Source organism: Rheinheimera gaetbuli (genome assembly GCF_054781935.1).
The window spans coordinates 143,396-170,168 of the sequence record NZ_BAAGTL010000024.1 but is presented as its reverse complement, the minus strand read 5'-3'; the positions used below and the strand labels follow the sequence as shown (position 1 = coordinate 170,168).

Below are 26,773 nucleotides of genomic sequence, written 5' to 3'. Positions count from 1 at the left end.
GCTTTAATAGAAAAACCTGTATCGGGAAAAAATGACAACGCAGCACTCTTTTTATCTGGCTGAACTGTTTGTTAATCCGGCCGAACTTAGCATTCATACGCCCGCTGGCCAGCATATCGCGTTGCAGCAAAAGCCAATGGATGTACTGGTATTCTTGGCGCAGCAATACCCGGCGCTTGTGAGCCGGCAACAGCTGATTGATAACGTCTGGGGCGGCAATGTTTATGTTGGCGAAAAGGCGCTGACAAATGCCATCTGGCAATTGCGTAATGTATTGCAGCAACTGGCGCACAGTGAGCTTATCTGTACAGTAAGGAAAAAAGGTTACCGGCTAACAGTTGCGCCTGTAACGGCACCACTAAGTGGCAGCGTTAACCATAACTCACAGCCGGCGGTTTATATACCAGCACCAAAGCAGTCACCTTATCTGCTAGCTGGCGCTATGCTATTTTTATTGGCATGCATTGCGCTGGTTTTCTATTACCCTAACACCGGGCCGGTTGCTGCGCAGGTTATGGCGCTGACTAAAGGCAATGGCCGGGCAATGTTTCCGTCGTTGTCACCGGATGGGCGCTATCTGGTGTTTAGCTGGCGTAAATTCGAAACAGCCAGTGATTTGTATACGCTGGATTTGACTGAACCTGGTAAACCGGCGCGGCAATTAACCTTTAGTGCTGATGACGAAAGCCGGCCCTTGTGGGCTAAAGATGGCCGCTACATTTTTTACTCCAGCCAAACCGCAGTGTATGGCGAATGTAACATCATGCAACTGGATACTGTTACGCTGCATAGCGAGAAACTGGCAGCATGTAATCGCCATAGTACAGGCTACATGGACATAACGCCGGATGGCCGTTATCTGGCCTTTAGTGGCTCAATTAATGAGGATGGTGCCAGTGTGTACCAATTGGATTTGCAGAACCCGGAAGCGGAACCTCAGCCTGTAGCTTGCTATCAAAACTGCCAATACCGTATCAGAGATTTAGCGTTCTCGCCGGATGGCCGCTATCTGGCTATAACCCGGCGAGCTCACCGGTTGTCAGAAGAGATCTATCTGCACAATCTTACCAGCGGCGAAGAGCGGCAGCTAACCAAAGGCGAAGAGGATATTCTTGGTATGAGCTGGCACCCTGATGGTGAACGTTTGTTGTTTGCCGCGTTACACAACGGTAAGCGTCAGGGCTTTGTGTTAAATGTTCCCGATGGTAGCAGCGTTTCGCTGCAGCTAGATAATTTTGCCTGGCCCAGCCGCATTACTGACAGCGGTGATGTTTATTTCCACAATAGCAAAAGCGTGCCGCAGTTGGGTTACTTGCCGTTAAATAATGATGTAAGCGCCGCTGTATTTCCGTTAACAGCAAATGAAGCCAGATATGAAGCGCCAGATTATAGTAAAGCATTGCATTTGTTAGCTTATGTTAGCAATGAATCGGGCTATATGGAGATATGGCAAGCCGATACCGATATGGAAAACCGGCGTCAGCTCACCCAATTGCATGGTATGGTTAAGTATCCACAGTGGTCTAATAACGGTCGTTATATCGCTTTTGTCGGCCGTCTACCCACTGAAGAGCAAGATAAATTAATGTTGTTGGAAGTCAAAACAGGTCAACTGACTCAGCTAAAAACTGGCGTACGCTGGCATGGTAAGTTAAGTTGGTGGTTTGACGATAGCGCTGTTATATATTCTCACAATGGTAACTTGTTCAGTATTGATATTTCTAGCGGTGCAGTAGAGCAACTAACGTTGAAAGGTGGCGTTTGGGCTCAAATGCCCGCGGCAGAGCGTTTTTATTTTAGTAAAGGCCGCAATCGTGGTTTATGGCAACTGTTACCAGATGGTACAGAGCAGCAGCTATTACCTGGTAGTGTCTTCAGCTCCAGAACGGCTTGGGCTGTTGCCGGGCAAGGCATCTATTTCTTGCAGCAAAAACCACGGCAACTGTTGGTAAGCTATTATGATCTGGCTAGCGGTGTAGTAGAAGATCTGATTTTGCTACCACCCGATCAGTTACATTTGCATAGCACTATGAGTTTTGACAGCAAACAGCAACGGTTGATATTTGAACTCTCAATGCACCCAAGTGCTGACTTAAATCGGTTGAGCCATCCGTTATTGCAATAAACACCAGCCCGGGTATGGCTGGTGTTAAACATTGTCAGGCTTACTTTTTCAGCTTTGCAAACGCTTCGGCAAAAGCGTTGCCCATAGCGGCATTGTTATCTGCCGGTTTTGCCGGCCGTGCCGCAGCGGGCTTGGTGTTTTGCTGGCGCGGTGCTGCTTTATCCGCTGCTTTAGCTTGCGGCTGTTCGTCCATGCGCATGGTTAGCGCAATGCGCTTACGCTCAATATCCACGTCCAACACTTTTACTTTCACCACATCACCGGCTTTTACCACCTCATGCGGATCACTGACAAACTTATCGGTCAGTGATGAAATGTGAACTAAACCGTCCTGGTGCACGCCAATATCGACAAAGGCTCCAAAGTTGGTGACGTTTGTCACCACACCTTCTAATTGCATACCGGCTTTTAGATCTTTCAAGGTCTCAACGCCGTCTTTAAAACTGGCCGTTTTAAATTCTGGCCGCGGGTCCCTGCCAGGTTTATCCAGCTCTTTCAAAATGTCGCTGATGGTAGGTATGCCAAAGTGTTCATCGGCAAAGGCTTTGGCATCAATATTTTTCAAAAAGCTGCTGTTGCCAATAATCTGCTCGACAGTTTTCTGATGTGTGCTGAGTATTTTCTCCACCAACGGGTAGGCTTCGGGGTGAACACCTGAAGCGTCCAATGGGTTTTTGCCATTATTAATGCGCAAGAAACCTGCCGCCTGTTCGAAAGCCTTTGGCCCCAGGCGCGGCACTTTAAGCAGCTCTTTGCGTTCGTTAAAGCGGCCGTTACTGTCGCGGTGAAACACGATGTTTTGTGCCAGCGTTTTATTTAACCCGGCGACCCGCGCCAAAAGCGGCACAGAGGCGGTATTTAAATCAACGCCAACGGCGTTTACGCAATCTTCCACCACGCCATCAAGTGACTTGGTCAGCAGGCTTTGGTTAACATCGTGTTGGTACTGGCCCACGCCTATAGCTTTAGGTTCAATTTTCACCAGTTCGGCCAATGGATCCTGCAAACGGCGGCCAATCGAGACGGCACCACGCAACGACACATCCAGATCCGGAAACTCCTGTGCTGCCAGCTCAGATGCCGAATATACAGAGGCGCCAGCTTCTGACACCATAATTTTTTGTATCGCTTGCGCCGGCAGTGCTTTTATCACCTCAGCGGCCAGTTTATCGGTTTCACGCGAGGCAGTACCGTTACCAATGGCAATCAGTTCAACTTTATGCTGCTGACACAGTGCCACCAGAGTGCGTATCGATTTGTCCCAGGCATTTTGCGGCGCATGCGGAAAAATGGTGTTTTGGCTTAACAGCTTACCGGTTTCATCAATTGCAGTAACTTTAACACCGGTGCGCAGGCCCGGGTCCAGTGCCAGTGTCGTGCGCATGCCAGCCGGAGCGGCCATCAGTAAGTCTTTTAAGTTGCGGGCAAACACCTTAATGGCTTCTTCCTCGGCTTTTTCACGAAGCTCGCCAAGCAGGTCATTTTCCAGGCTAAGATGCAGTTTTACCTTCCAGGTCCACTGCACGGCGGTGCGTAAAAAAGCATCGGCTGCGCGGCCCTCATCTTTTATATTAAAATGGCTGGCAATCATCTGCTCACATATGCTGTGTGCCGTTTCTTCGTTGGCATCCGGCACTAGTTGTAACTGTAAAAAGCCTTCATTGCGGCCACGCAACATAGCTAATGCCCGGTGCGACGGCGTGGTTTTCCAGCTTTCTGTGTGGGAAAAGTAATCGCGAAACTTGGCGCCTTCCTGCTCTTTGCCCGATACCAGCGTGCTTTTAACTACCGCATGCTGGGCTAGGTGCTGGCGTAAGCGGGCCAGCAGGTTAGCGTCTTCAGCAAAACGCTCCATTAAAATGTACTTAGCGCCATCGAGCACCGCTTTCTCATCGGCAAAACCGGCGTCAGCGTTAATATAAGCTGTCGCCTCAGTTTGTGGGTTTAGTGTTGGGTTGTGCTGCAGCGCATCAGCCAGTGGTAAAATGCCGGCTTCAATGGCAATTTGGCCCTTGGTGCGGCGCTTGGCCTTGTAGGGCAGGTATAAATCTTCTAAACGGGTTTTATTATCTGCAGCGAGGATGTGGCTTTTTAGCTCAGGCGTTAACTTACCCTGTTCATCAATGGTTTTTAAAATCACCTGACGACGCTCTTCCAGCTCACGTAAATAGGTAAGACGCTGCTCTAAATGCCGCAGTTGGGTATCGTCTAAGCCGCCGGTTACTTCTTTACGGTAGCGAGCGATAAAGGGTACTGTTGCGCCTTCTTCTAATAACGTAATGGTGGCAGAGACCTGTTCCGGCCGTGCCGCAATTTCTGAAGCGATTTGTTTAACAATCATAGACATATAGCTAAAATTCCTGATTTAACACAGCCCTCAGGGCAGTTTAACAGTGTACAGTAAAGCGATTGTCACCTTTGTGAAGCAAAAAATCCAATATCCTGTGGCCAGGCGCTGTTAAAAAAAGACAACCAGCTTTGCAGACTGGCTAATAGTGTTGCTACCCGGTTTATTGTATTTACAGCTAATAAAAACTGAATCAGTATGTTGTCACTTGCTGATTGAGGAACTTTTTGCATGACAATGTACGCTTTTTGGGCGTTGGCGGCGGCGATGTGTACTGTGGGCGTTACCGTAACCAAGTGTGCTGAACCGTGCTGGTATGCCCGGTTAGCGCGCTTACCTGTGTTGTCACTGGGCTTGGCGGCCACAGCCTTGCTGCTGGCGCTGTCTGATGGGTTTATTACACCTTTGGCGGCCTTGCTATTAAGTCTGCTAACCGGTTTGGCGCTGTGGTTGGCGGTGGGGCGTGCAACGGCAATGGTGCATGTTGGTGGCTGGTTGCTGTTGGTGCTACTCGCGCTGGCCGCTGCATTACACTGGTTGCCGGGCATTCAAAACCCGTTGTTGGTGCCGGCACAGCAGCTTACGCCAGATGCTATAGCCTACACCTTGTACGCAAACTTTGACAAAGGCTGGGCTGGCTATTGTTTGCTACTGGCAATTTGGCCTGCGCAGCACTCAGCTAAATGGCACTCTGCTTATTGGCGCGGTTTTTGGCCGGTGTGGCCGGTAACGGTTTTTCTTACTATGGCGTTGGCACTGCAGCTGGGGCTGGTTGAGCCGGCGTTAAAGTGGCCGGCGTTTGCGTTAAGCTTTATATTTTGTAATCTTTTTCTGACTTGTGTTGCCGAAGAGGCATTGTTTCGCGGTGTATTACAACGCCCCTTAGGGCAATGGCTATTGCAAAAAGGGCTAGGTGCTAATGCGGCCTCCTGGTTAGCCATTGCCAGTGTAAGTGCTGTATTTGGTCTGGCACATATTGGCGCCGGCTGGGCCTATGCGCTGGTCGCTGTGGTCGCCAGCATCGGCTATGGCTGGGTGTATCAGCGCAGCGGACGAATAGAGGTGGCGGTTCTGGCGCACTTTGCGCTAAACCTGGTACATTTTGGATTGTTCACTTATCCGATGCTGCGCTGAGTCTGCTAAGTGTTTGGTTATTCGGGTGCAGCGTTATAGCGAATACGATTAATAAACCACAGTTTTTTGCCGGTTGGCGTGTTAACCCGTACTTCGTCGTCTGTGGTCTTTTTTAGCAGCGCCCGCGCCATGGGGGCGTCGATGGATATATAATCTTTGCGACCGTAGATTTCATCCGGGCCGACGATGCGAAAGTGCAGTTGCTCGCCCTGTTCGTTTTCAATCTCCACCCAGGCACCAAAAAACACCCGGCCGTCCTGCTGGGGTGAGTAATCGACAATCTTCAGCACTTCCAGCCGTTTGCGCAAAAAGCGGATCCGGCGGTCAGTTTCGCGTAGTAGTTTCTTGTTGTATTGATAATCTGCATTCTCTGAGCGGTCGCCCAGACTCGCCGCCCAGGCTACTTTGGCTGTAACATCGGGTCGTTTTTCACGCCACAGGTAATCCAGTTCTTGTTGTAGGGCGTTAAAGCCTTCGCGGGTAATCAAGTCAGTGCGCATAGCCAGGAAATTTCTTTGCCAGTTGGGGCGGAAATGGTAGCAGCTTTTGCTGCGGCATCGCTATCTTCGCGCCATAAATTTGACGAGAAATAATAAGTGCTAAATTTTTCTGTTTAAATTCTCAATAAAAACAATGGCATGAATTTTTATTTTAAATGTTTCGCATCTGTCATTTAGGTGTCACAAAAATATGCTAGCCATAAAAAACAGCTTTGGCTATAGTTGGTTCATTAGATGAACAGAGGTAGCAGCATATGAAGACAAAATTATTCAGCTTAGTAGCAGCGTTACTGGTAGCCAGCCTGGCAGGTTGCTCTACCGCACCAGCAAAATATACCTATGTGGTTGACCCGGATTTAACCGAACAAGCCAATAATCTTACCCGTACCAGCGCCCACACCGGCCATGTGGTTTGGTTAAACCCGCCAATGAAACGGGTGCCGGTAAGCGAACAAAAATAGCCAGACAAACTTTGTAACATAAACAACCGCTAAGGTTTTTCGCCACGGCGGTTTTTTCGTTTATAGTGAAGCAAAACTCAGGGAGGCTTCACTATGGTCAGTTCAGAAACGCCTAAAATACTGGTAGTTGACGATGATATGCGCCTGCGCGCACTGTTGGAGCGCTATTTGGTTGAGCAGGGCTATCTGGTGCGTGCCGTGGCAAATTTTGAACAAATGCAGCGCATGATGGAGCGGGAAAATTTTCATCTGGTAGTGTTAGATCTAATGCTACCCGGCGAAGATGGCTTATCTATTTGCCGCCGGTTGCGCCAGCAGGAAAACGAAATTCCGATTATTATGCTAACGGCTAAAGGCGACGAGGTTGACCGTATTATTGGCCTGGAAATGGGTGCTGATGACTACCTGCCAAAGCCTTTTAACCCGCGTGAGCTGTTAGCACGTATTCGAGCAGTAATGCGGCGTAAAAGTAAAGAGTTGCCAGGGGCTCCCAGCCTGTCAGAAGCGACAGTTGAGTTTGGTCCGTTTAAATTTAATTTGGCTACACGCGAGATGCGCAAAGGCGACGAGCTGCTGCCGCTGACCAGCGGTGAATATGCCGTACTCAAGGTACTGGTAAGTCATCCGCGGGAGCCGCTGTCGCGCGACAAGCTGATGAACCAGGCGCGAGGGCGTGATTATTCGGCGATGGAACGCAGTATCGATGTTCAGGTATCGCGCTTGCGTCGTATGCTGGAAGATGATGCCGCTAACCCGCGCTATATCCAGACGGTGTGGGGCCTGGGGTATGTGTTTGTCCCGGATGGCAGCGTTACATAGATGCGTCTGTTTCCGCGCAGTGCCTTCGGTCAGACAGTATTTCTTATAGGCTTACTGCTTCTGATTAACCAGCTGGTGTCTTATCTTTCAGTAGCCTTTTATGTCATCAAACCGACAACGCAGCAAATTAACCACTTAATTGCCAAGCAAATAAAGGTGGTTTTTATTGACGTTGGTCATCAGCAGATGGTGCTGTCACGCGAGTTAACTGAGCGGTTTCAGCAGGCTACCGGCATAGAAGTACACAGCGAGCAGCAAGCGCGGCAGCATGGCCTGAATGAGGCTATTTACTACGCCTATTTTTCAGATTTAATGTCACGTGAGCTCGGAGGTGCAGCTGAAGTGCGCGTAGCTCAGGGCGAATCTTATGCGTTTTGGGTGCGGCCGCCACAGGCGCCGCAGTATTGGATAAAGGTGCCACTAACCGGGCTGGATGAAACCGATTTTTCACCTTTAACTTTTTACTTGCTCATGATAGGCGTGCTAAGTGTGGGCGGCGGTTGGCTATTTGCACGACAGTTAAACCGGCCATTAAAAAGCTTACAACAAGCAGCATTGCAGGTAGGCCGTGGTGATTTTCCGCCACCGCTGCCTGAGCACAAAGGCTCAACTGAAATTATTGCTGTGACCAAGGCGTTTAACTATATGGCGCGTGGTATTCAACAACTGGAGCAGGATAGGGCGTTGTTAATGGCCGGGGTGTCACACGACTTACGTACACCGCTAACCCGCATCCGGTTGGCGTCAGAGATGATGAGTGAGCAAGATAGCTGGATCCGCGATGGCATTATCAATGATATTGAAGATATGAACGCTATCATCGATCAGTTTATTGATTATCTGCGCCACCATAAAGAAGAGCCGGGCCAGAAAGAAAACCTCAATACTCTGGTGCAAGAGCTAGTGCAGTCAGAGCATTTACAACAACGACAAATCCAGGTTGAGCTGGCGCCGGTGATGCCCGATGTAATGCTGCGCCGTATCGCAATTAAGCGGTTGCTTAATAATCTGCTGGAAAATGCGCTGCGCTACAGTGATGGCGACATTGAAATCAGCACCGGCTTTGAACGCAATCGCAAGCGGGTGTTTGTGCAAATGCGTGATCATGGCCCCGGTATTCCCGAGTACCAGATGAAAAGTATGTTTGAACCCTTTACACAGGGCGACAGAGCACGTGGTAGCGGAGGCTCTGGTTTGGGACTAGCTATTATCAAAAAAATTGTCGATATGCACCGAGGCGATGTTACGCTGCATAATCATCCGCAAGGTGGCTTAGTGGTGACGGTATTCTTACCGTTGCGCTGATAAAAAGCCCCGTTAAAACGGGGCCTTCGCTATTAAACCAACATGTAGGCCATTATCGGCCGACTGATTATTGATTAGTATATTTTTTCTCAAGAATATCTAACCGGGCTGTTTTTACCAGGCCAGAACTTTGTATTTGCTGTAGCAAACCCAGCAGCTCAACATCGCTGTTAGGTTGCACTATGTACACTCCGGTTGCTGTTGCTGAGCGCACGATTTTCAGGTCAAACTGTTGTAACAACGTTTGCACATCCGCACGCTGGTTGCTTAACAGGCTAATATTGCCGGTGACAATGCCTGTCTCGCCGGTGAGCAGGTTTTCCACCACAGCATTGCGGCGAAATTCAATTACCTGATCCAGATCTGCCATAGCTGCGCGACTAACCAATGTCATATTGGCTAATTCCTGCTGAGCGTTGCTGCGATCTGCCAGTGCTTGCGGCACAGCGATAAGCTCAGTGTTTAGCTGGTATACGCCATATTTAGTGCCGTTTTGTTTCACAGTAGCTTGCTCTGCAGTAACGGTTTCAGCCGGGCGAAACTCATCTTTGACGGTTTGTGCCTGCACACCTGCTGCGGACAGACAAAGGGCAATGGCTACTACGGATAAACTGTACTTCATAATTTACTCCTTTGACTGTTAATGACCAAACACGCGAATAGCTACGCCTTCTAACACTGAAGGCTGGCTGTTATTGATATAACCGGCCGGCCAGCGTGTGCTGGTTACCGGTAAATCTGCGCCATTAGTATCAACTAATCTGATAGTCCAGGTGCCTTTGGCATCTTCACCGTAAAACGCATTAGATAAAAATACTGAGTTTTTCAGGATATAACCTTCGTAAAATCCAAGATTGAAGTCAACGGCAGGTAATACAATTGCTTGTTTTGATGACAGCAGAATGCTTTTAGTGCCACTGGGTGAGGTAACCTCAATGGCTAAATCGATACCTGCTGTAGTTTGGCTGTCTGCTTCATCAGTAACTAATTGTGCGTTAGCAACGTCAAAAGCAAACTGCACGCCCTCGACAACAACATCGTCAGTCACTTCAATGGTCTGAACAGCACCGGTAGCGTTGTTGTCAGCAATAGGCAGTGCCAGTGAGCTTTCAGCGGCTTGGGTGCCCAAGCTAATCCAGTTGGTTGTAACTTGCTCTGGAAGCGTTGCGGTATAGCTTTTTGCTAAAGCTACTGCAGCGCCGGCGTTGACACGGCCAAAACCATAAAGGTTGTTGTGCGCATAGCCCGCGGCATTTTCTACCCAGCCAAGGTGCGCGACAAAGCTATCTTCGCCAACTGGTAAGACAACTGCGGCATTGTCCGGATCCACTTTGCTGCTGGTTTTCACCAAAATGTCTTTTATTTCGCGATAAGACAAGTTGGGGTTTGCACTGTTAATTAAACTCACTACGCCGGCAGCATTAGGCGCCGCTGACGAGGTTCCGTTAAAGGTGCTGGTGTAATTACAGCTTGGATTTTCCGGGTGGCCAGGGTAATTAAAGGGCGTAAACGCTGCAGTATATTCTGGCCAGCCTGCGGCATCTACCCGCGGGAAGCTTGAATAACCGCGCAGGCAAGTCATTTGATCGGTTGTGACCATCGCTGGCGCCAGCTCGCCATATTCACCCGCTGGTGCTGATACCAGTACGTTGGCACCTGCGGTTGAATAGCTGGTGTGTTTACCGTCTGAGTTTACCGCTGCAACAGATAAATAGTACGGCGTGTTTTGTGACGGTTCAAAGTTACCATTTAAACAGGTAAGGCCAAGCGCATTGGCACTACTACATACAGAACCTGCCCAGGCGATGTTACCAGGACGGCGGAAGCTATTGCCGCTGGATTTGATATTTACTGCGCCTTTACCCTGACGCAAGGCTAAGGAAGAATAAGCTTGTAGAGCTTCTTCCAACTGATCATAAGAGATTACTGCAGGGTAGCTGATGCCGTAGCTGCGGTTAAATACTACCAGTGGCTCAGTTTCAGTAATGCCACTGCCAGGAATACCATGACTCAGAGCTGAGTTTAGATCAGTCTGCGCGTTCAGGTAGTTCATACCAATCAGCTTTGCATCCGGCGCTACACCGCGGCCGCCCAAGCCGTTCCAGCCCACTGCGGCAATTAAGCCTGCTACACTGGTGCCATGATCACCGGTCAGGTTAACGGAGGTCGGATCGGTGACGTTTAGCGCGCCTTCAGCCATATTTAGCGAGCGATTAGGCAGTACGTTAGCCTGCAAATCTTCATGGTCAATTTCTAACCCAGAATCTACTACCACAGCAATACTGCCTGCACCGGTAACACCCTGTTGGTAGGCGCTGACAACATTCATATCCTCACCTGCTACCAGAATACCGTCATCTAAACGGCTAGCCAGCCAGGCATTGATAGCTTCATCAGTCCAACCCAATTCAGCTTGTAAAAAAGCGGCGATGGCTTCTGCGTTCATGGCATAAGCTTTTTGGCCGGTATTGCGCAGGTGCCATTGTTGATACGCCAGCGGATCGGATACCGGTGCAGCGATTGTTAATAACGCTGACGCGGTTTGTTGGCCGTCTGATACGGTATAACGCAGGCTGCTTGCTGCGTCGTTTAACGGCAGGTAGCTGAAGTCAGTACCACTTACGGTTAATAGGCCATTGCTTAAGGTATAGACGCCCTGGGTGGCAGTGACTACGTTGCCATTTTCACTGATAGCGGTAATACGCAGAGTGTCTTTAATATTGGCATCACTCACCATAAAACTGCCTTGCTGCGGTACCCAGCTTTTGCCAGCGGCAACGCTGACATTAAAGGCTTCTGGTGCGACGTTTTTACTACCACCGCAAGCGGTGACAGATAAAGCAATGGCGACAGCTATGCCGCTTAATCTGTAGTTATTTGCGTTCAACATGTTCTTCCCGGTTCAAAAAGTATAGTTATGTTATTTCGGCACATAAATTTACAGTTGTAAAAAAACGTGACGATAGGCTGAGCTTAGCGCCAATAAAAGACCATATAAAGCATTTTTTACCGTTAATAGAGTGTTTTTTAGTATTTTTATAACTATCTAATCGCCAATTAATTATTTTTTGTGTAAAAAACAGACGGCAGTGCTGATTGCTAATGCTGAGGTGGCACCTACTGAGGTTAAATTGGCTTGTTTTGGGCGGTGATAAGCAGCGCAAGCAACGCCCTGATAACGTTCTCGCTTTGCCAATACTGGTTATGTGACAACGGGTTCCAACTGGCGGCGAGCCAGCCAAAAAAGCCACCACCGGCGTTAATTTCAATGTCATTAACTAGTGCTTTATAACGGGGTGATAAATCGGCCAGTGGCCAACCCAATACATCGTCTTTGTCGTAGTAGTTGTGCCAGGCAAAATCGTTATTTGGTTTATTAAACGGCATAATTTGCTCGATGGCGTGGGCAGCGACAAAGATGGGGATATTACAGCCGGTAGTGATCAGGCTTAGCAGCCTATCGCCACGTAGAAATGCGATATCCTCATCTGTTAACGTGTTATCGCCGCTGATGCCGGCCTGATAGCGCTTAATATCGCGCCAAATACCTGCAGCAGGTTTAACACCGGCTTTAGCTTGCTGCGCGTCCCATAAATAGCATGACAACACATGGCAGCCTAATGAATGCGCCAGTAACACCAGCTTGCCATCGGCGGCTAACTGCTGTTTGGCCAAATACAGCGCGCGGGCGATCTTAAGCTGACTGTAATGATACAGACTGTGCGGCTGCTCTTTACGATGCTCCAGCGCGGCGGCATCGGCAAAGCCAAACAGCATAAAGCGGCGTAATTTGCTCCAGCGCAGGCGCGAACCTACCGCCTGCCATACCCGCTGCTCGTTATACAGCAGTAAGTCCTGATAATACACTGTGCCGCAATACAGCCTGGCTGCATTAATACCTGCGGCTTGTTGCACGCGGCGAAACAATTTAGCGGCATAATCCGGCCGTGTTTCACCCATGCCATGAATGGTAACCAGCGCTACGGTTTGCATTGCCCCAGCCTCGTGCTGTTAGCGTGTTAATGAATGTTGTGGCGTACTATAGCGCAAGGTTAATGGCTTGCAGATGAATTTGTGCGCCTTGCCTGATAGCGCGCCATAAAATACCGGCGCCAATTAAGCCATTAACTACCAGTAACCGCAGCCCGAACAAACCCATATGGCGAGGCAGGGTGCCAGCTTTGCTGCTTGATGTTGTTTCAGGCATTACCGTTATCCGTTGTCGCTAAAGCCTTACTATAAAATGAAGCCGGAAGATATGCACCTTAAGCGCGCTGGCGCACCGACCACGGTTTTACTCTGGGGTACAGTGTGTTACCAGCCAATGCGATTCTGCAGTGGCGGCTTTGAGAATGAGGTCGGTATGAATAAGTTCAGTGAACAGAGTAAAGACAAACACAGCAACAAAGCGAGCAGTGGCGACATGACCAATAAAGTTGATGCTGCTAAGCCTAAAGGTCAGTCGGCGGCAAAAACTTTACAGCTAACGCCTTTACCAGGCGCAAAAGGTAAGTGGCCACAACAAGTGAAAGCGGCGAAAAACCAGTGGGGCAAGCTCAGCGAAGCGGAAATATTAAAAAGTGATGGGAACCCGCAGCAGCTCAGTGGCCTGGTGCAGCAACGCTACGACATTGGTCGTGATATTGCGGATAAGCAGGTTAAAACCTTTCTGGATAAATGCAATCTGGCCTAGCCGGAGCCCGGAACTGGAGCTGCTGTTGGCGACAGCGGTGGCTCTCGGGCTGGGTAGCACCGCTGCCTTAGCGGACGACAATAAAACAGACGGCAAGATGCTGAACCAAAAGCAAAGCATGGTGGTTGTGAATGCGCGTCAGGAGGCGCAAATCTGGACCACCTATGCGCTTAGCCCTTATTTGCGAGCCAATGATTTAAGCGTTAGCGTGCAAGATGGCACGGCTACGCTCACCGGCAATGTGGCAGAAGATGTACATAAAGATTTGGCAGGCGCTATTGCTGAGGGAGTAAGCGGCATTAAAAATGTCGAGAACGACATTGTTGTCGTTGCTGATTATACCGCAGCAGACCGCAGCAGCACCCGCGGCTTTGGTGATGTAGTAGACGACGCCACCATTACTACTGCAGTTAAGTCTAAGTTGTTGTGGAGTAAACACACTGAAGGTATGGACACCAAGGTCGTGACGTATAACGGCAAAGTTGAGTTAAGCGGCACGGTTGCAACGCCGCTGGCGAAACAACAGGCGGAAAAACTGGCGAAAAACACCGATGGTGTACGCTCGGTAAATAACAAATTGCGTGTCAGCGACAAAACCGCTGATGGCAAAAGTTACCGCAAAGACAAGGATGACGACAGCACGATGATCGCTGATAGCTGGATCACCACTAAAGTTAAATCAACCTTTTTGTACTCGAGCAATGTCGCTGGTTCTGATATTTCAGTAAATACCGATAAAGGCGTTGTTACACTTGCCGGCAAGGTTGACAGTGGCGTTGAGCAAGCGCTGGCTATTGAGTTGGCTCAAAATATCCGCGGTGTTAAGAGCGTCACGTCGAAGCAGTTGCTGTTTTAAGTTGACATTTTGTTGCGCCAATGTGCGGTTGCGCACGTTGGCTGCTAAGTGGGCAGGTTAGATTGACACTATTTTAACCCAGGCAAACCCGGGAGACGCCAGCATGAATGAACCTCAGAATTGTAATCCGTATTTGCTGCGTAACACAGTATTGCAACTGTATAGTGAAGGTCAGCAGGCAGAATTAGTCAGAATACGTTGTGAGGCGTTATTGCTACAACGCTTTTGGGGTGACACACAGCATCAGCTGGAACAGCGCAACAGCATACTGTCGCTGGCCTTGTTACAAGCCAGCGCATTAAATGCCAGTGTACAAGCCGAACTGCAGCAATTGACGTTGGACAGTCAGTGCGATGCATTAACGCAAACCTTGAACCGTAATACCATGCAAGATCGTATCGCCCAGGCACTCAGCCGGGCAAAGCGTGAGCAAAGCCACTTTGCGCTGTTATTTATTGACCTCGACAATTTTAAACCAATTAACGACGGCTACGGACATGCCGCTGGTGATGCAGTGTTGCAGCAAGTCAGTGGTCGCTTAACCGCCGCTATACGTGACAGCGATGCTATTAGCAGGCACGGCGGCGATGAGTTTTTACTGTTGTTAAATAATATTAATCAGCCGCAAGACGCCAGTGTATTTGCCGTTAAGCTGGAGCAGCTGCTAGCGCAGCCCTATGAGCTGGCGCAGGGCACAGTGTCGCTGTCTGCCAGTATTGGTATTGCCCGCTATCCTGCCGATGGTGACACTGTGCAGGACCTGATAAACCACGCAGATGCTGCAATGTACCTTATAAAACAACGCGGCGCTGCCAAAGCACAGTAGCCGCTGAAATGGCTCTGCTGAACATATTGCGGCTATGCGCGCCAGCGCACCGATAAACCGCTGTTACTGCGTCATAGTATCGCAGGGCGCACCTTTGCTGCAGCCCGGTACCAGCAGGAGCTTCAGATGGATATTTCTACCCGCTATACCCAAATACTGCCTTTTACCCGGTTGCAAAAGCGTGCTGGGCTGCTCGGTTCTGTGGTGTTGTTAGCCGCCTGCGCTACTGCGACCAAAGCGCCATCAGCCGAACTGCAGGCCGCCGAGTTGGCCATCAGCAATGCTGAACGAGCTCAGGTGGTCAGGTATACCAGTAGTGAGCTCAACACCGCCCGTAATGAACTAAATAACGCTAGGTCGGCAGTTATCGCGAAAAATATGCCAGACGCTAAACGACTGGCAATTCAGGCGCAACTCAGCGCCGAACTGGCACTGGCCCGGGCTGAGTTGCTTAAAGCCCAGGCAGTAAATAAAGATATGCAGCAAAGCATAGATGCTTTGCAAAGCGAAGCGCAGCGTAACCTGTCAGGAGTAAAACCATGAAAACGCCAACCCGTTTTAGCAAAAGCCTGCTCAGCCTGAGTTTGGCTGCTGTATTACTATCTGCCTGTGCCACAGCGCCAAAAAGCCCGGATGGTAGCGCTAATGTACGTCAGCAACTTGTCAGGTTGCAAAATGATGGCCAGCTGGCGTTGCTGGTACCGTTGGCGATAAAGGATGCTGAGCAGGCAGTGATACTGGCTGAGCAACCAGAGAAAAATACCGCTGTGTCCGCCCACCGACTGTTAATGGCAGAGCGAAAAGTGGCCATGGCCAATACGCAGGCACAAACGCGTTTGCTGGAGTTGCATCGAGATAGGTTAAATCAGCAGCGTGATGAAGTTCGCATAGCAGCTCGTACCCGCGAGGCCAACCTGGCACGTGCCGATGCCAGTGCTGCGCGAGATGATGCAGAGCAGGCGCGGAGTTTAGCCAGCCGGGCAAAAGCGGATGCCAGTGGAGCCCGCAGTGATACTGAGCTGGCCAAGCGCCAGGCGTTACTGGCATCAAACCGGGAGCAAATTGCATTGTCTGAGGCCCGCTCTGCACGTCAGCAAGCCAGCGAGGCAGATGCAGAGACCAGTCGATTGCGCGATGAGCTCGCCGAACTGAATGCCAGACCAACAGAACGTGGTTTGGTGATTACGTTGGGCGATGTGCTGTTTGATAGCGGTAAGGACAGTTTAAAAAATGGCAGCAGTAATCATCTGGATAAGCTGGCACTGTTCTTACAAAATTATCCCGAGCGTACCGCAGCGATAGAAGGCCATACTGACAATGTTGGCAGTAATGCCACCAATATGCTGCTATCGCAGCGCCGTGCCGACACGGTAAAAGCTTTTTTGTTGGAGCAAGGCATAGCGTCTAGCCGGTTACAGGCAACAGGTAAGGGCGAGGATGCCCCGCTTGCGGCTAACATCACGGCCGGTGGCCGGGCGCAAAACCGGCGGGTAGAGGTGATTATTGCCGACGTGCAACCCTAACACAACGTTGCATGCTAAGCGCGCTGGCGCACCGACAGAGCTTACTTTAACGGGCATACTTCTGGTAAGGCCGCAGCAATTCCGCCGCCGCCGCGTTATTTCCGGGGTCACTATGGAACAGCCAACAGACAACAATACCAGTAACAACACCTTCAAAAGCCGAGTAGATGCTGCTTCGGGCACTATGCACAAAGCCATAGACCATGCTGCTGAAGCGGCTTCTCCGGCGATTAAGCACATGACAACCAACGCCCATACTACAGTGGATAAGATGGCCAATGGTGCGAACCATGCCGCTGATGCTATTGCAACAAAGGGCACGCAGTTGCATCATCTGCAACAGCAGTTGGCCGACAATACCCGCAACCAGGTGCGCAACCATCCGTTAATGTCGATAGGTATTGCGTTGGCAGGTGGGGTGTTATTCAGCTGGTGGCTAAGCCGCCGCAGTGCTGGCCATGATGGCAGCTGAACCTGTTGATGCACCCGCTGCGGCGGGTGTTTTTTCTGCGGTGTCAGATAGCAGTGCCGAGCTGGCAACGTGGTGGTTACAGGCCAGAGCGCTGGCGTACGACCAGCTACAGCTGCTGACGCTGGAAGGTGAGCGGGTGGCTAACAGCATAGTGGCGTTGCTGGTGTTTGGCTTGCTAGCTGGTTTGCTGGCACTGACACTATGGTTTGCCGCCCTGGCCCAAACAATTATGTTGGCCCAGCACTACGGACTGTCAATGGCGCAGGCTTTGGGTTTGGCAATGGTGGTTAATTTGCTTGGTTTATGGTTTGTATTGCGTCGCTGTGCACACTATAGCGGCTTGTTACGGTTTCCCGCCACCATGCAAAGCCTGCAGCAAGCCAAGACTGATAGTAAACAGGCAGTTTGATATGCGGCACTTGCAAACTAATCAACGTATAGCACTGTTAGCTACGCAGTTACCACTGCAACGCCGGCAACTGGCAGGCCAAACTACAACCCTGATGCAGGCTGTTGGCAATGATGTTAGCTCACCTGCCACACTGGCAGCGGTGGCGGTAGGTGGGGCTTTAGTTGGCTGGTGTTGGTTCAGGCCGGCAGAAGGTGGTGAGCAAGATGGCACAGGTGGCGGGCGCAGCGACGGGCAAACGGGCAAAGTTGCCGCACCGGTAATTGGCAGCCTGCTAAGGCAAAGCCTGTCTGCGGCTTTTATGGCGTACCTTGCACGCAGTCTTGCCTGAGATGGTATTCTGACGTTGTGGTTAGCTGTTCACCGAGTATATTGCGATAGTCATCCAGGCCGGCCTGGTAACACTCACAAGCGATCTGTTTTAGTGCATCGCGATCTAAAATCTTAATCATGCCTCTGCTGTAACGGATAAATTGCTGTTGTTGCAAAATGCCAGCGGCTACGGAAATACCACTGCGGCGTACGCCGAGCATATCGGCCAGAAACTGATGTGTCAGATAAAAGCTGCTGCTGTGGGCGCGATCATGGCTCATCAGCAGCCAGCGTGCCAGGCGCGGACTTAACTCGTGAAAGTGGGCACAGGCGGCACTTTGCGACAGTTGGGCCAGTTGGACAAACAAATACTGTTGCAGCACGTGCAGCAACTGCGGGCATTGCAACAAGAATTGTTGTAAGTCGGCAACGTCAATACGCCAGGCAGTGCCCTTGCCCTGAACCACGGCTTGCATCGGCGCTGTGGTCATACCCAGAGCTAGCGTTACCCCCAACATGCCTTCATTGCCTATCAGCCCTATCTCCAACGGCTTGTGGCCGGTCAGTTTGGTGACTAACGAAATAAAACCACTGAGCGGAAAATACAGGTAGCGGTAACGCTGATTTGGCTCGCACAGAATATCGGCAAACTCCAGCTGCACTACATCGCAGTATTGCAGCAGGATGTGGCGATCTTTACTGCTGAGCAACTGCAGCAGATGATTAGTAATAAGTGGTACTGAGGAAGCGGGCATTGCAGAAGTCTCCGGCACGGGCGTTGCCACTATGGCGCAAGACAGGTGCTGAGCAGCCTTGAATGGTCAGCATAAGGGCCAGCGAAGGCAGCGTCTGTGCGCTGAGGCACTCATTGCCAATACTTAATCAATTAACCTGTGCCAGCTGAGCTGATGCGGCAGGTTATCTAGCGGCAGGGCTATGCAGTTGGCGCTGATAAACAGCGCCGAGTCAGCCGCTACTGCGTTGCCATCCAGTATTAGGGCGGCTTGTTCAGCCGGCATTTTGACCTGCTGGTTAATCTGCAGCGCATAATGAGTGCTGCCAATAGTAATGGTGGCGCTAAAACCCGGCCAGTGTGGCGGCAGGCAGGGCGAGATACGCACTTCGTTGCCATGCCGGGTTAAGCCTAGCAAGCTCTCTACGCCAGCGCGGTACATCCAGCCTGCAGCACCGGTATACCAGCTCCAGCCGCCACGGCCAACATGTGGTGCAACCGAATAAATATCGGCTGCCACCACATAGGGCTCAAGTTTGTAGCGCGTAACATCCGTTGGGTTAAGAGCATGATTAACAGGGTTTAGCATGTTAAATAACTGATGCGCTTGTTGTGCTTGCCCCAGTTTGGCAAAGGCCATTACCACCCACATGGCAGCATGGCTATATTGCCCGCCGTTTTCACGTAATCCCGGCGGGTAGCCTTTAATGTAACCCGGGTTGCGCGCTCCGGTATCAAATGGCGGGGTAAACAGCAAGAGTAACTGTTGCTGGCGCTTTACCAGCCGTTGCCCTACAGCCGCCATCGCGGTTGCTGTGCGTTCGGTGTCGGCAGCGTCTGATAATACCGCCCAGGATTGGGCAATCGAATCCAATTGGCATTCTTCACTATACTGGCTACCCAGCCAGCTGCCATCGTCGTAGGTGGCACGCTTATACCAATTATCGTCCCAGGCATGCCGCTCTATTGCCTGGCGTAAGGTGTCGTAATGTGTTTGCCATAACGGCGCGCGTGGGTCGCCGCGGCTGTCTGCCAGCGGAATAAACTGAGCCAAGGTAGCAAGCAGCAACCAGCCAAGCCAGACGCTTTCACCTTTACCGTCGCTACCTACCTGATCCATACCATCGTTCCAGTCGCCACAACCTATCAGGGGTAAGCCTCGTTCACTGCTAAGCGTAATGGCGAGATCAAGACCGCGTGCACAATGTTCATACAAGGGCGCTATGGCGTCGTTAGGCATCGGTTGAAAAAAAGCGTCATGTTGTCCGGGCTCTAAGTCCGGCCCTTGTAAAAAGCTAACGCTTTCATCTAACACTGCGCTATCGCCAGATGCAGCAATGTATCGGGCACAGGCAAAACCCAGCCATACTTTGTCGTCAGAAATACGGCTTCGCACACCTTGCCCACTGTGCGGTAACCACCAATGTTGCACGTCACCTTCTGCAAATTGGCGTTGTGCCGCGCGCAATAAGTGTGCCCGGGTAAGTTCTGGCGCGCAAAAGCACAACGCCATGGTGTCTTGCAGTTGATCCCGAAAACCATAAGCCCCGCTGGCCTGATAAAACGCAGCCCGGGCATTTAGCCTGCAAGCAATGGTTTGATACAGCAGCCAGCCGTTAAGCATAATGTCCATTGCACGTTCTGGCGTTGTTACCTGTACGGTTTGCAATAACTGTTGCCAGTGCTGCTGCACCTGTTGCAAAACGGCGGTTAAATCAGCCTGCCGGTATTGCTGCACCAGAGCCAAAGCACTGGCTCGGTCTGCGCTTTGGCCTAGCAATAATACCAGTTCAAGCTGCTCGCCTGGTGCCAGCTTAATACACTGCTGCAAAGCAGCACAGGGGTCGAGTGCTGCGCCACTGCTGCCGCTTAAAGCTTGTTGTTGCGTTAGTGCTTGTGGGCTTTGGCGATTGTGATTACGGCCGATAAATTCGGTGCGGTCGGTGGTCCAACTGGCTAAAGAAGAGCTTGAACCAAGTGCAGCAAAGGCGACTTTACCCACAAAAGCGGTTTGCCAGGGGTTTTGTACCAACAATACCTGACTATCTGTATCCATTTCACTGATGAGATAAGGCGCGCAGGCCGCGCGATCGCGGCCCAATACCCACTCTGTGTAGGCTGTCACACTCAGCTTACGAGTTCGTAAAGAGGTATTTGTCAGTGTTAGGCGTGAAATTTTAATCGGTTCACTCAAAGGCACATATTGCAGCAGGCTAAGCGCAATACCTGAGGCCTGATGTTCAAAGCGGCTGTAGCCAAAGCCATGGGTTGTACTGTAATGGCCGCCATCGTTTATCGGGGCAGAGGTTGCAGTAAATAATTCACCACTGTCCTCATCCTGCACATAGATGGCTTCGCCGCAAGGGTCGGTTACCGGGTCGTTAGACCAGGGAGTCAGTTGGTTTTCACGGCTACTTTGCGCCCAGGTGAAACCACTGCCACAGGCCGATACCTGAAAACCAAATTGCGGGTTGGCAATAACGTTAATCCAGGGCGCCGGGGTGCGTTGGTGGTCATGTAATAACACCACGTATTCGCGGCCTTCACTGGCAAAGCCGCCCAGGCCGTTAAAAAACTCTAAATCGCTGCTGATATAGGCTGGTTTTGCTGTCGGATCAGCAATACTTGGCATGGCTGGTTTACTGTAAGCAGCGGCTTGCTGTTGTACCGGTACAGCAGCAATACGCTTTAGCTGGCGCTGCAGGGGACCGCGACGGGCGTACAGCACGACTTTGGCTATTGCAGCCAGTAGTGCCCGGCTGGATACGGTCATTAAATCGGCGCGCAAAGTGTAAACATTGCCGTTGGCCAGGCGCATGGCAGGCGACAGTTGCGGCGCTGGCCGGGTTTGGCTGCTTCGTACCAGTGCATCTATCGCTTGCTGCAAATCTTGTACATAAGAACTGGCGCGTTCGTTAATAATAACTAAGTCAACGGGTAGCTGTTTTAAACGCCAGTACTCGTGTGCGCGAAGCAGTTGGCGTACGCTATCCAGATCGTCAGTATCGTCAATATGTAGCAGTACAATGGGTAAATCACCAGAGATACCATGTTGCCATACACCAGATTGCGGTCCGGCGCCCCGCCCAATAGCTGCCGCAGGTGCTCGAAAACGACTGTCATTGAACAATAGCGGGCCGGTAAGACGCTGAAATAAGGCGGCTTCGGCAACGGTTATTGATAGATGACGCAATTGTACTTGCGCTAAGGTCCATGCCAGCGTGGCTGCGCGCTCAAATGCGCTGTCTTCATGATGCTGGCTAACCAGCTCCAGTAGTGCGTCGCGTGAGCTGGCGACCAGGGTCCAAAATGCAACGTTGAGTAACTTGCCTGGCTGCAATGTTACGGTGGGTCGCAAGCTGATGATGGGGTCAAGCACGGTACCGCCGCTGTTGCTTAACATCTGACCCTGGCGCATCGCATCTGCGTGTTGCAGGCAAGTGCCGTTGCCAAAAAAGGCGGCCCGGTCTGTTTCATATTGCAGGGGTTGGCTATTTTGCCCTTCAACCACGACAAAATGCGCCAGCCATACTGGCTGATCTTTTGGCGAACGCAGGCGACGAGTAGCAATAATGGCACCGTATTTACTAACAAATTCAGTTTGCACAAATAATTTAGAAAAAGCCGGGTGTGCATTGTCACTGGCTGCGCTACTTAGCACCAGTTCAGCATATGAGGTTAGTTCAACTTGCTGTTCCCTATTGCTATGGTTGCACAGTGACACAGAACGCACCTCACCATTATGTTCTGATGCGACCACTACCGTTACTTTGCAGCTGATGTCATGTTGTTTAACTTCAAATTCAACACTGTCTTCGCTAAAGGTAGCGGCATGATTTTGAGCTGGCGCTGCCATGCTAGCTGCCAGTGGCTGTAAAGTGGTGGCCCAAAATGTTTTGCTATTGCGTTCGCGCAATAAAATATAGCTGCCGTAATTGTCCATACTGCTGTCGGCACGCCAGCGTGTAATGGCCATGCCTTGCCAATGGCTAAAACCACTACCAGCGGCGCTTAGCATGACACTGTAACTGCCATTGCTTAACATATGGCAGTGCGGTGCGCCGTCTGCTGCGGGGTTTAGGCTAAGTTCAGTTAATAACTCACTAACGCTGCCTGCGGCAATAGTGACGGTTTCTGCTTTGGGATGAAGGTTTAACACATCACGAGGTATGCGTTCTTGTAGCAACAGCTCGCAGGCGCTAATCATTGGCTCACGGTGAAAGCGTGTGCGCATTAAACCATCTTGTAAAGTATTAAGAATGGCAATCAGTGTCATGCCCTGGTGGTGCGCCATAAAGCTTTGTACTAACGCTGGTTTATCCGGGCTGGGTAGCCGCTCCGGAGTATAATCTATCGCTTCAAAGAAACCATAATCACCCAAGGCGTCAAGTTGTGTTAGCCGGGCAAAGTTTTCACAGGCGGCGGATGCATCAACCATGCTGGCCAGAGCTGTAGCATAAGGTGCGATAACCAGGTTTTGCGCCAAACCACGCTTTAGTCCCAGCCCTGGCACGCCAAAATTTGAGTACTGGTAGGTTAAATGCAAATCGCGGGCATTGTAGGCTGACTCAGAAATGCCCCACGGAATATTGTGCTGGCCGGCATAACGAATTTGATGAGCCACGATTAAGCGGTTGCTTTGCTCCAACAGGCTACCTTCAGCTGCTCGCATCACCAGTGATGGCATAAGGTATTCAAACATTGAACCCGACCACGACAATAAGGCAGCGCCGCCGGGTAGTGGCGTTGCACTGCGACCTAGCCTAAACCAGTGTTTACTGTCGATATCACCTTTAGCGATAGCAAACAAGCTGGCCAAACGTGCCTCAGAAGCTAACAAGTCGTAGCAACTTTCATCGAGTTGATTGTGAGCAACTGCATATCCAATAGACAACAAATTGCGCTCAGTATTAAGTAAAAAAGCAAAGTTCATTTGCAGCGCTAATTCTCGGCTCTGGGCAGAAAGTATGGTCAAACGCTGTCGCAGGCTTTGTTGTTCCAGGGTATTCGTCGTGCTCTCCTGCTGATGCTGTTTAAGCGTGTTTAGCAATGACTGTAAATAGTATTGCAAGCTGTCAGTGTCTATGTTGCTGGCGTTATCGTCTATTGCAATGTTGGTAAGGCACAAGTTTAATGCGGTAGAGACCAGTTTAATTAATAGGTTATGTTGTATTGTTGCATCATTGGGCATGGCTAACCTTTGCGCTATCTCAGCTAACGTTGTGCGCAACTGAGCGTTTTGTAGTTGTTCATGGTTGCCATGCCTGAGGCTATGCTGAGCCAATGCAAGGGTATCGGCCAGCCCCTGCATTGCCAGTGGCGCCTGCAGTTGCTGTTGCCACTCATCCAGGCTATTAGCTAACGCCAGCAGATGCCCGGCCAGGTTGCCACTGTCAACAGACGAAATATAAGCCGGTGCTAATGGTTGTAGGGTTTGGGTGTCATACCAGTTAAAAAAGTGTCCCTGATATTGTCCAAGTTGCTGCAGTGTGGCAAAGGTATGTTCCAATTTTTCAATACTGGTTTTGGTACCAATCCAGCCGAAGTCGCGTGCGGTCACCACCGATAGTAAATACACGCCAATATTGGTAGGTGAGGTACGGTGTGCGATGACTGGCTCTGGCAATTGTTGAAAATTATCAGGTGGCAGCCAGTTTTCTTTTGCATTAACGAAGTGGTCAAAAAAGCGCCAGGTGCGTCGGGCAGTTAAACGCAGAGAAATGCTGTCGGCGATAGATAGTGGCGCGGGCGTATATTGACTGTAGGGCAGGCTAAGCCAGTACATTACTGCCGGAGCTAAGCTCCACAATGCCAGTAATGGCAACGCAAGGGGCAGATTATGTGGTGCCAGCCACAGCACTGCCGCTGAACTTAACCATGCCAACACTAACCCCGCAGTCATTTGACGGTAGTAACCTGTTAAGCCGGGGCGTCGCTGTGAAGCACTGTGCGCTGCGGTTACCCACTGTAGCAGGTGTTTACGGCTTACCAGCAAACGCCAAAGTGTAACGACAATAGCGTGGCTCATACGCCATGCTTGATCCGGCAGCAGCATTATCGTTAACAGACTTTGGCTAAGCGTTTGTTTAATATCAGTGAGCAAGTTGCGGTAAAGGCTGCTTAGTTGAATAGCCCCGCCGTTTTGCAAAATACTGTGTCTTGGCAACAAGGTAAAACGCCGCATTAGCCAGCTTGGCAGCAGCAAGGCTGTAAGCACCAATATTGTGGCGCTAACAGACCATTGCCATGGCAGCATAAGTGCCAGCAATAATGCAATAAAACTAGTAGGAGCCAGCATTGAGCGGCGCAGGTTATCCAGCATTTTCCACAATCCCAGTAATGGCATGTGCTCTGAAGGTGGTAATTTGCGGTTAAATAAAGCAGCCCAAATCCAGGGTGCAAGTTGCCAATCGCCCCGGGTCCAACGGTGCTGCCGTTTTACGGCGACGTCATAGCGGGTAGGGAAATCCTCTACGACTTCAACATCTGATACCAGCCCTGCCCGGGCAAATGTGCCTTCAAACAGATCATGGCTTAGCATGCTGTTTTCCGGTACCCGGCCATGTAATGCCGCGGTAAAGGCATCAACATCGTAAATGCCTTTACCGGTAAAAGAACCTTCGGTAAACAGATCCTGGTATATATCAGATACGGTGCCGGCGTAAGGGTCAATACCTGCCGGGCCAGAGCTTAAGCGCAGATAGCGCGAGCTTTGTTCAGCTAAAGTCAGAGATGGGGTTACTCTGGGTTGTAAAATGCCGTATCCGGCTATAACGCGCTGTTGTTGTTGACAAAATTGCGCCTGATTTAATGGGTGTGCCATTTTACCAACCAGCTTAATGGCCGCGTTACGTGGTAAGCGGGTGTCGGCATCCAGTGTAATGACATACCGCACGCCCGAAGGCACAACGTCTGATAAGCCCGGGTACTGTGCACTGCTGGTGCAAAAGCGGCTGCTACCAACGCTACGCAATTGCAGATTAAGATCGGTTAACTTACCGCGTTTGCGCTCTTTACCCAGCCAGCTGTCTTCACCGGGGTTATACTCGCGCTGTCGGTGCAGCAGCAGAAACCTTGGCCCACTGATACCGGTACCATATTGAAGATTTAATGCGGCGATGCCCTCTATGGCTTGTTGTAGTAGTGCATGATCATCTGGCAGGTGTTGCTGCGACGCATCGGTAAAATCAGACAGTAATGCAAAGCTGATATCGCCTTGACCAACGGCCAGATAATGTTCTTCAAGTTGTTGCAGATGTTGGCGAATGTCTTTGCTGTTACTGAGTAAAACAGGCACAGCAACCAGGGTGCGCTGCGCGGTTGGAATGCCTTGTGTTAAAGCTAAAGCAGGTAGTACCCGTGCGCCGCAAATACGCCCTGCCATATTTTGTAGCATGGCGCTGGCCAGTTCTGTAAGCGGGAGGCTGGCCACTAATATCAGCCATAGCCACTGCATGCCGCTTACTGCCAGTAATGTGCCAGCGAGGAATAATAGCCCGACGTTAAGTAAGAAAAACACACAGAGGTAACCGACTATACCGTAATTAGCCCTGCCACAGGGTAGCCAGGATAGCGCGCGGTGTTTAATGCCTAATTGCTGCTCAAAATGGGGTTTGCCGTCACCCAGTAAATAATAACCGCAGTCTGCTTCGCGGGCGGCTTGTATTGGGTTGTCGTATTGGTGGCTAGCGTCTTTTGTCGCTTTTAACACCTTTTCTGTGATATGTAGCTCAGTACACCTAGCGCGCCGGGCAAGGTGCTCAATAGACGTGCGGTACAGGTTACGACTGGCAAAGTCCATCTCACTAAAACGGCTAGCCGCTGCCAGCTTGGCGTCAACCAGGCTGACGCTTTCAAACCATTCATTCCAGTCGATGGCTGAAATACGGCGCATACTGGTAATGACATTACGCACGCTGACATTAGATGCGCCCAGCCGTTGTTGTGCCCGCAACACGACTTGGTCGATACCATCGTCCTGTGTCGCAAGCTGTTGCATCAGCCAATTAAGCGCTGGGGTAGTGCTGGGGTCTTGATCGCGCAAGCGTTTGGCCAGTTGCGCTGAAAAATTATCGCTTAAAATTATATCATCATGAGGTAACTGGTCTCGCCATTGTGCATCAGCGAGCACAATTTCTGCCAACTGGTCGGCTTTAGCTCTTTGTTGCAGGCCTAGACTGATTTGATCGGTTAAGCGTCGCAGGTTTTCAACTAGTACAATGCGAAGTGTGATCGCTACTGCCCACAATTCGCCAATG

General features: G+C 50.6%; 21 protein-coding genes. 13 read left to right on the top strand and 8 right to left on the bottom strand.

Annotation, left to right across the window (positions count from 1 at the left end):
- Positions 1–31: 31 nt before the first annotated feature.
- Positions 32–2,125 carry a winged helix-turn-helix domain-containing protein gene (locus tag ACYVIC_RS14535; RefSeq protein WP_460861090.1) on the top strand — a complete coding sequence of 698 codons (2,094 nt, stop codon included), beginning with the start codon at positions 32–34 and terminating at the stop codon, positions 2,123–2,125.
- 40 nt (positions 2,126–2,165) lie between these two features.
- On the opposite strand, the gene ACYVIC_RS14530 is transcribed toward ACYVIC_RS14535, so the two are convergent.
- The gene (locus tag ACYVIC_RS14530) at positions 2,166–4,472 is read right to left on the bottom strand and encodes a Tex family protein (RefSeq protein WP_460861088.1); all 2,307 of its coding nucleotides are present in this window, start codon (positions 4,470–4,472) and stop codon (positions 2,166–2,168) included.
- 231 nt (positions 4,473–4,703) lie between these two features.
- Between ACYVIC_RS14530 and ACYVIC_RS14525 the strand changes: the two genes are divergently transcribed.
- Positions 4,704–5,606: a lysostaphin resistance A-like protein gene (locus ACYVIC_RS14525; RefSeq protein ID WP_460861087.1), complete on the top strand. Its 903-nt coding sequence runs from the start codon at positions 4,704–4,706 to the stop codon at positions 5,604–5,606.
- A gap of 17 nt (positions 5,607–5,623) precedes the next feature.
- Here ACYVIC_RS14525 and greB read toward each other — a convergent pair whose 3' ends face one another.
- Positions 5,624–6,106: a transcription elongation factor GreB gene (gene greB, locus ACYVIC_RS14520; RefSeq protein ID WP_460861086.1), complete on the bottom strand. Its 483-nt coding sequence runs from the start codon at positions 6,104–6,106 to the stop codon at positions 5,624–5,626.
- Positions 6,107–6,360: 254 nt separating this feature from the next.
- Here greB and ACYVIC_RS14515 point away from each other — a divergent pair, with 254 nt between their 5' ends.
- The 3 genes from ACYVIC_RS14515 (at position 6,361) to envZ (ending at position 8,691) form a co-directional block, all read left to right on the top strand.
- Complete coding sequence (locus ACYVIC_RS14515; RefSeq protein WP_460861084.1) at positions 6,361–6,567, top strand: hypothetical protein; 207 nt, start codon at positions 6,361–6,363, stop codon at positions 6,565–6,567.
- 93 nt (positions 6,568–6,660) lie between these two features.
- A complete protein-coding gene (ompR, locus tag ACYVIC_RS14510; protein WP_460861083.1) occupies positions 6,661–7,386 on the top strand; it encodes an osmolarity response regulator transcription factor OmpR in 726 nt (241 codons plus the stop codon).
- Complete coding sequence (gene envZ, locus ACYVIC_RS14505) at positions 7,387–8,691, top strand: two-component system sensor histidine kinase EnvZ (protein ID WP_460861081.1); 1,305 nt, start codon at positions 7,387–7,389, stop codon at positions 8,689–8,691.
- A gap of 67 nt (positions 8,692–8,758) precedes the next feature.
- Here envZ and ACYVIC_RS14500 read toward each other — a convergent pair whose 3' ends face one another.
- The 4 genes from ACYVIC_RS14500 to ACYVIC_RS14485 form a co-directional block, all read right to left on the bottom strand.
- Positions 8,759–9,313, bottom strand: coding sequence for a hypothetical protein (locus tag ACYVIC_RS14500; protein ID WP_460861080.1), 555 nt, complete (start codon positions 9,311–9,313; stop codon positions 8,759–8,761).
- Positions 9,314–9,331: 18 nt separating this feature from the next.
- Positions 9,332–11,581 (bottom strand): S8 family serine peptidase, encoded by a 2,250-nt coding sequence (locus ACYVIC_RS14495; RefSeq protein ID WP_460861079.1) that lies wholly within the window; start codon positions 11,579–11,581, stop codon positions 9,332–9,334.
- Positions 11,582–11,817: 236 nt separating this feature from the next.
- Complete coding sequence (locus ACYVIC_RS14490) at positions 11,818–12,684, bottom strand: hypothetical protein (protein WP_460861077.1); 867 nt, start codon at positions 12,682–12,684, stop codon at positions 11,818–11,820.
- Positions 12,685–12,730: 46 nt separating this feature from the next.
- Entirely contained in the window at positions 12,731–12,898 is a 168-nt protein-coding gene (locus ACYVIC_RS14485; protein WP_460861076.1) for a hypothetical protein, read from the bottom strand.
- Between the two features lie 156 nt (positions 12,899–13,054).
- Between ACYVIC_RS14485 and ACYVIC_RS14480 the strand changes: the two genes are divergently transcribed.
- From ACYVIC_RS14480 to ACYVIC_RS14445, 8 genes are all read left to right on the top strand, one after another.
- Complete coding sequence (locus tag ACYVIC_RS14480; protein ID WP_460861074.1) at positions 13,055–13,384, top strand: CsbD family protein; 330 nt, start codon at positions 13,055–13,057, stop codon at positions 13,382–13,384.
- Positions 13,385–13,409: 25 nt separating this feature from the next.
- Entirely contained in the window at positions 13,410–14,240 is an 831-nt protein-coding gene (locus ACYVIC_RS14475; protein WP_460861073.1) for a BON domain-containing protein, read from the top strand.
- A gap of 103 nt (positions 14,241–14,343) precedes the next feature.
- Positions 14,344–15,066: a diguanylate cyclase domain-containing protein gene (locus ACYVIC_RS14470; protein WP_460861071.1), complete on the top strand. Its 723-nt coding sequence runs from the start codon at positions 14,344–14,346 to the stop codon at positions 15,064–15,066.
- Positions 15,067–15,192: 126 nt separating this feature from the next.
- On the top strand, positions 15,193–15,609 hold the full coding sequence (locus tag ACYVIC_RS14465) for a DUF4398 domain-containing protein (RefSeq protein ID WP_460861069.1): 417 nt from the start codon (positions 15,193–15,195) through the stop codon (positions 15,607–15,609).
- Positions 15,606–16,589, top strand: a complete 984-nt coding sequence (locus tag ACYVIC_RS14460; protein ID WP_460861067.1) for an OmpA family protein — start codon at positions 15,606–15,608, stop codon at positions 16,587–16,589. Before ACYVIC_RS14465 ends, ACYVIC_RS14460 begins: the two co-directional genes overlap by 4 nt.
- A 112-nt stretch (positions 16,590–16,701) precedes the next feature.
- Positions 16,702–17,061 (top strand): hypothetical protein, encoded by a 360-nt coding sequence (locus ACYVIC_RS14455; RefSeq protein ID WP_460861066.1) that lies wholly within the window; start codon positions 16,702–16,704, stop codon positions 17,059–17,061.
- Complete coding sequence (locus tag ACYVIC_RS14450; protein ID WP_460861064.1) at positions 17,048–17,470, top strand: hypothetical protein; 423 nt, start codon at positions 17,048–17,050, stop codon at positions 17,468–17,470. The genes ACYVIC_RS14455 and ACYVIC_RS14450 overlap by 14 nt, the downstream gene beginning before the upstream one ends.
- Position 17,471: 1 nt before the next feature.
- Positions 17,472–17,801, top strand: a complete 330-nt coding sequence (locus tag ACYVIC_RS14445) for a hypothetical protein (RefSeq protein WP_460861063.1) — start codon at positions 17,472–17,474, stop codon at positions 17,799–17,801.
- Here ACYVIC_RS14445 and ACYVIC_RS14440 read toward each other — a convergent pair.
- Positions 17,770–18,537: a Crp/Fnr family transcriptional regulator gene (locus ACYVIC_RS14440; RefSeq protein WP_460861062.1), complete on the bottom strand. Its 768-nt coding sequence runs from the start codon at positions 18,535–18,537 to the stop codon at positions 17,770–17,772. The two genes, ACYVIC_RS14445 and ACYVIC_RS14440, sit on opposite strands and share 32 nt — an antisense overlap.
- Before the next feature lie 123 nt (positions 18,538–18,660).
- Positions 18,661–26,763, bottom strand: coding sequence for a GH36-type glycosyl hydrolase domain-containing protein (locus ACYVIC_RS14435; RefSeq protein WP_460861060.1), 8,103 nt, complete (start codon positions 26,761–26,763; stop codon positions 18,661–18,663).
- Positions 26,764–26,773: the final 10 nt, after the last annotated feature.

What these genes read in the sequence shown, in the direction of transcription:
- ACYVIC_RS14460 (WP_460861067.1), top strand. Translation starts at nt 15,606, where the DNA reads ATGAAAACGCCAACCCGTTTTAGCAAAAGCCTGCTCAGCCTGAGTTTG.
- ACYVIC_RS14480 (WP_460861074.1), top strand. Translation starts at nt 13,055, where the DNA reads ATGAATAAGTTCAGTGAACAGAGTAAAGACAAACACAGCAACAAAGCG.
- ACYVIC_RS14470 (WP_460861071.1), top strand. Translation starts at nt 14,344, where the DNA reads ATGAATGAACCTCAGAATTGTAATCCGTATTTGCTGCGTAACACAGTA.
- ACYVIC_RS14490 (WP_460861077.1), bottom strand. Translation starts at nt 12,684, where the DNA reads ATGCAAACCGTAGCGCTGGTTACCATTCATGGCATGGGTGAAACACGG.
- ACYVIC_RS14515 (WP_460861084.1), top strand. Translation starts at nt 6,361, where the DNA reads ATGAAGACAAAATTATTCAGCTTAGTAGCAGCGTTACTGGTAGCCAGC.
- ACYVIC_RS14440 (WP_460861062.1), bottom strand. Translation starts at nt 18,537, where the DNA reads ATGCCCGCTTCCTCAGTACCACTTATTACTAATCATCTGCTGCAGTTG.
- ACYVIC_RS14525 (WP_460861087.1), top strand. Translation starts at nt 4,704, where the DNA reads ATGACAATGTACGCTTTTTGGGCGTTGGCGGCGGCGATGTGTACTGTG.
- ACYVIC_RS14465 (WP_460861069.1), top strand. Translation starts at nt 15,193, where the DNA reads ATGGATATTTCTACCCGCTATACCCAAATACTGCCTTTTACCCGGTTG.
- ACYVIC_RS14535 (WP_460861090.1), top strand. Translation starts at nt 32, where the DNA reads ATGACAACGCAGCACTCTTTTTATCTGGCTGAACTGTTTGTTAATCCG.
- ACYVIC_RS14485 (WP_460861076.1), bottom strand. Translation starts at nt 12,898, where the DNA reads ATGCCTGAAACAACATCAAGCAGCAAAGCTGGCACCCTGCCTCGCCAT.
- ACYVIC_RS14530 (WP_460861088.1), bottom strand. Translation starts at nt 4,472, where the DNA reads ATGTCTATGATTGTTAAACAAATCGCTTCAGAAATTGCGGCACGGCCG.
- greB (WP_460861086.1), bottom strand. Translation starts at nt 6,106, where the DNA reads ATGCGCACTGACTTGATTACCCGCGAAGGCTTTAACGCCCTACAACAA.
- ompR (WP_460861083.1), top strand. Translation starts at nt 6,661, where the DNA reads ATGGTCAGTTCAGAAACGCCTAAAATACTGGTAGTTGACGATGATATG.
- ACYVIC_RS14450 (WP_460861064.1), top strand. Translation starts at nt 17,048, where the DNA reads ATGATGGCAGCTGAACCTGTTGATGCACCCGCTGCGGCGGGTGTTTTT.
- envZ (WP_460861081.1), top strand. Translation starts at nt 7,387, where the DNA reads ATGCGTCTGTTTCCGCGCAGTGCCTTCGGTCAGACAGTATTTCTTATA.
- ACYVIC_RS14500 (WP_460861080.1), bottom strand. Translation starts at nt 9,313, where the DNA reads ATGAAGTACAGTTTATCCGTAGTAGCCATTGCCCTTTGTCTGTCCGCA.
- ACYVIC_RS14495 (WP_460861079.1), bottom strand. Translation starts at nt 11,581, where the DNA reads ATGTTGAACGCAAATAACTACAGATTAAGCGGCATAGCTGTCGCCATT.
- ACYVIC_RS14445 (WP_460861063.1), top strand. Translation starts at nt 17,472, where the DNA reads ATGCGGCACTTGCAAACTAATCAACGTATAGCACTGTTAGCTACGCAG.
- ACYVIC_RS14455 (WP_460861066.1), top strand. Translation starts at nt 16,702, where the DNA reads ATGGAACAGCCAACAGACAACAATACCAGTAACAACACCTTCAAAAGC.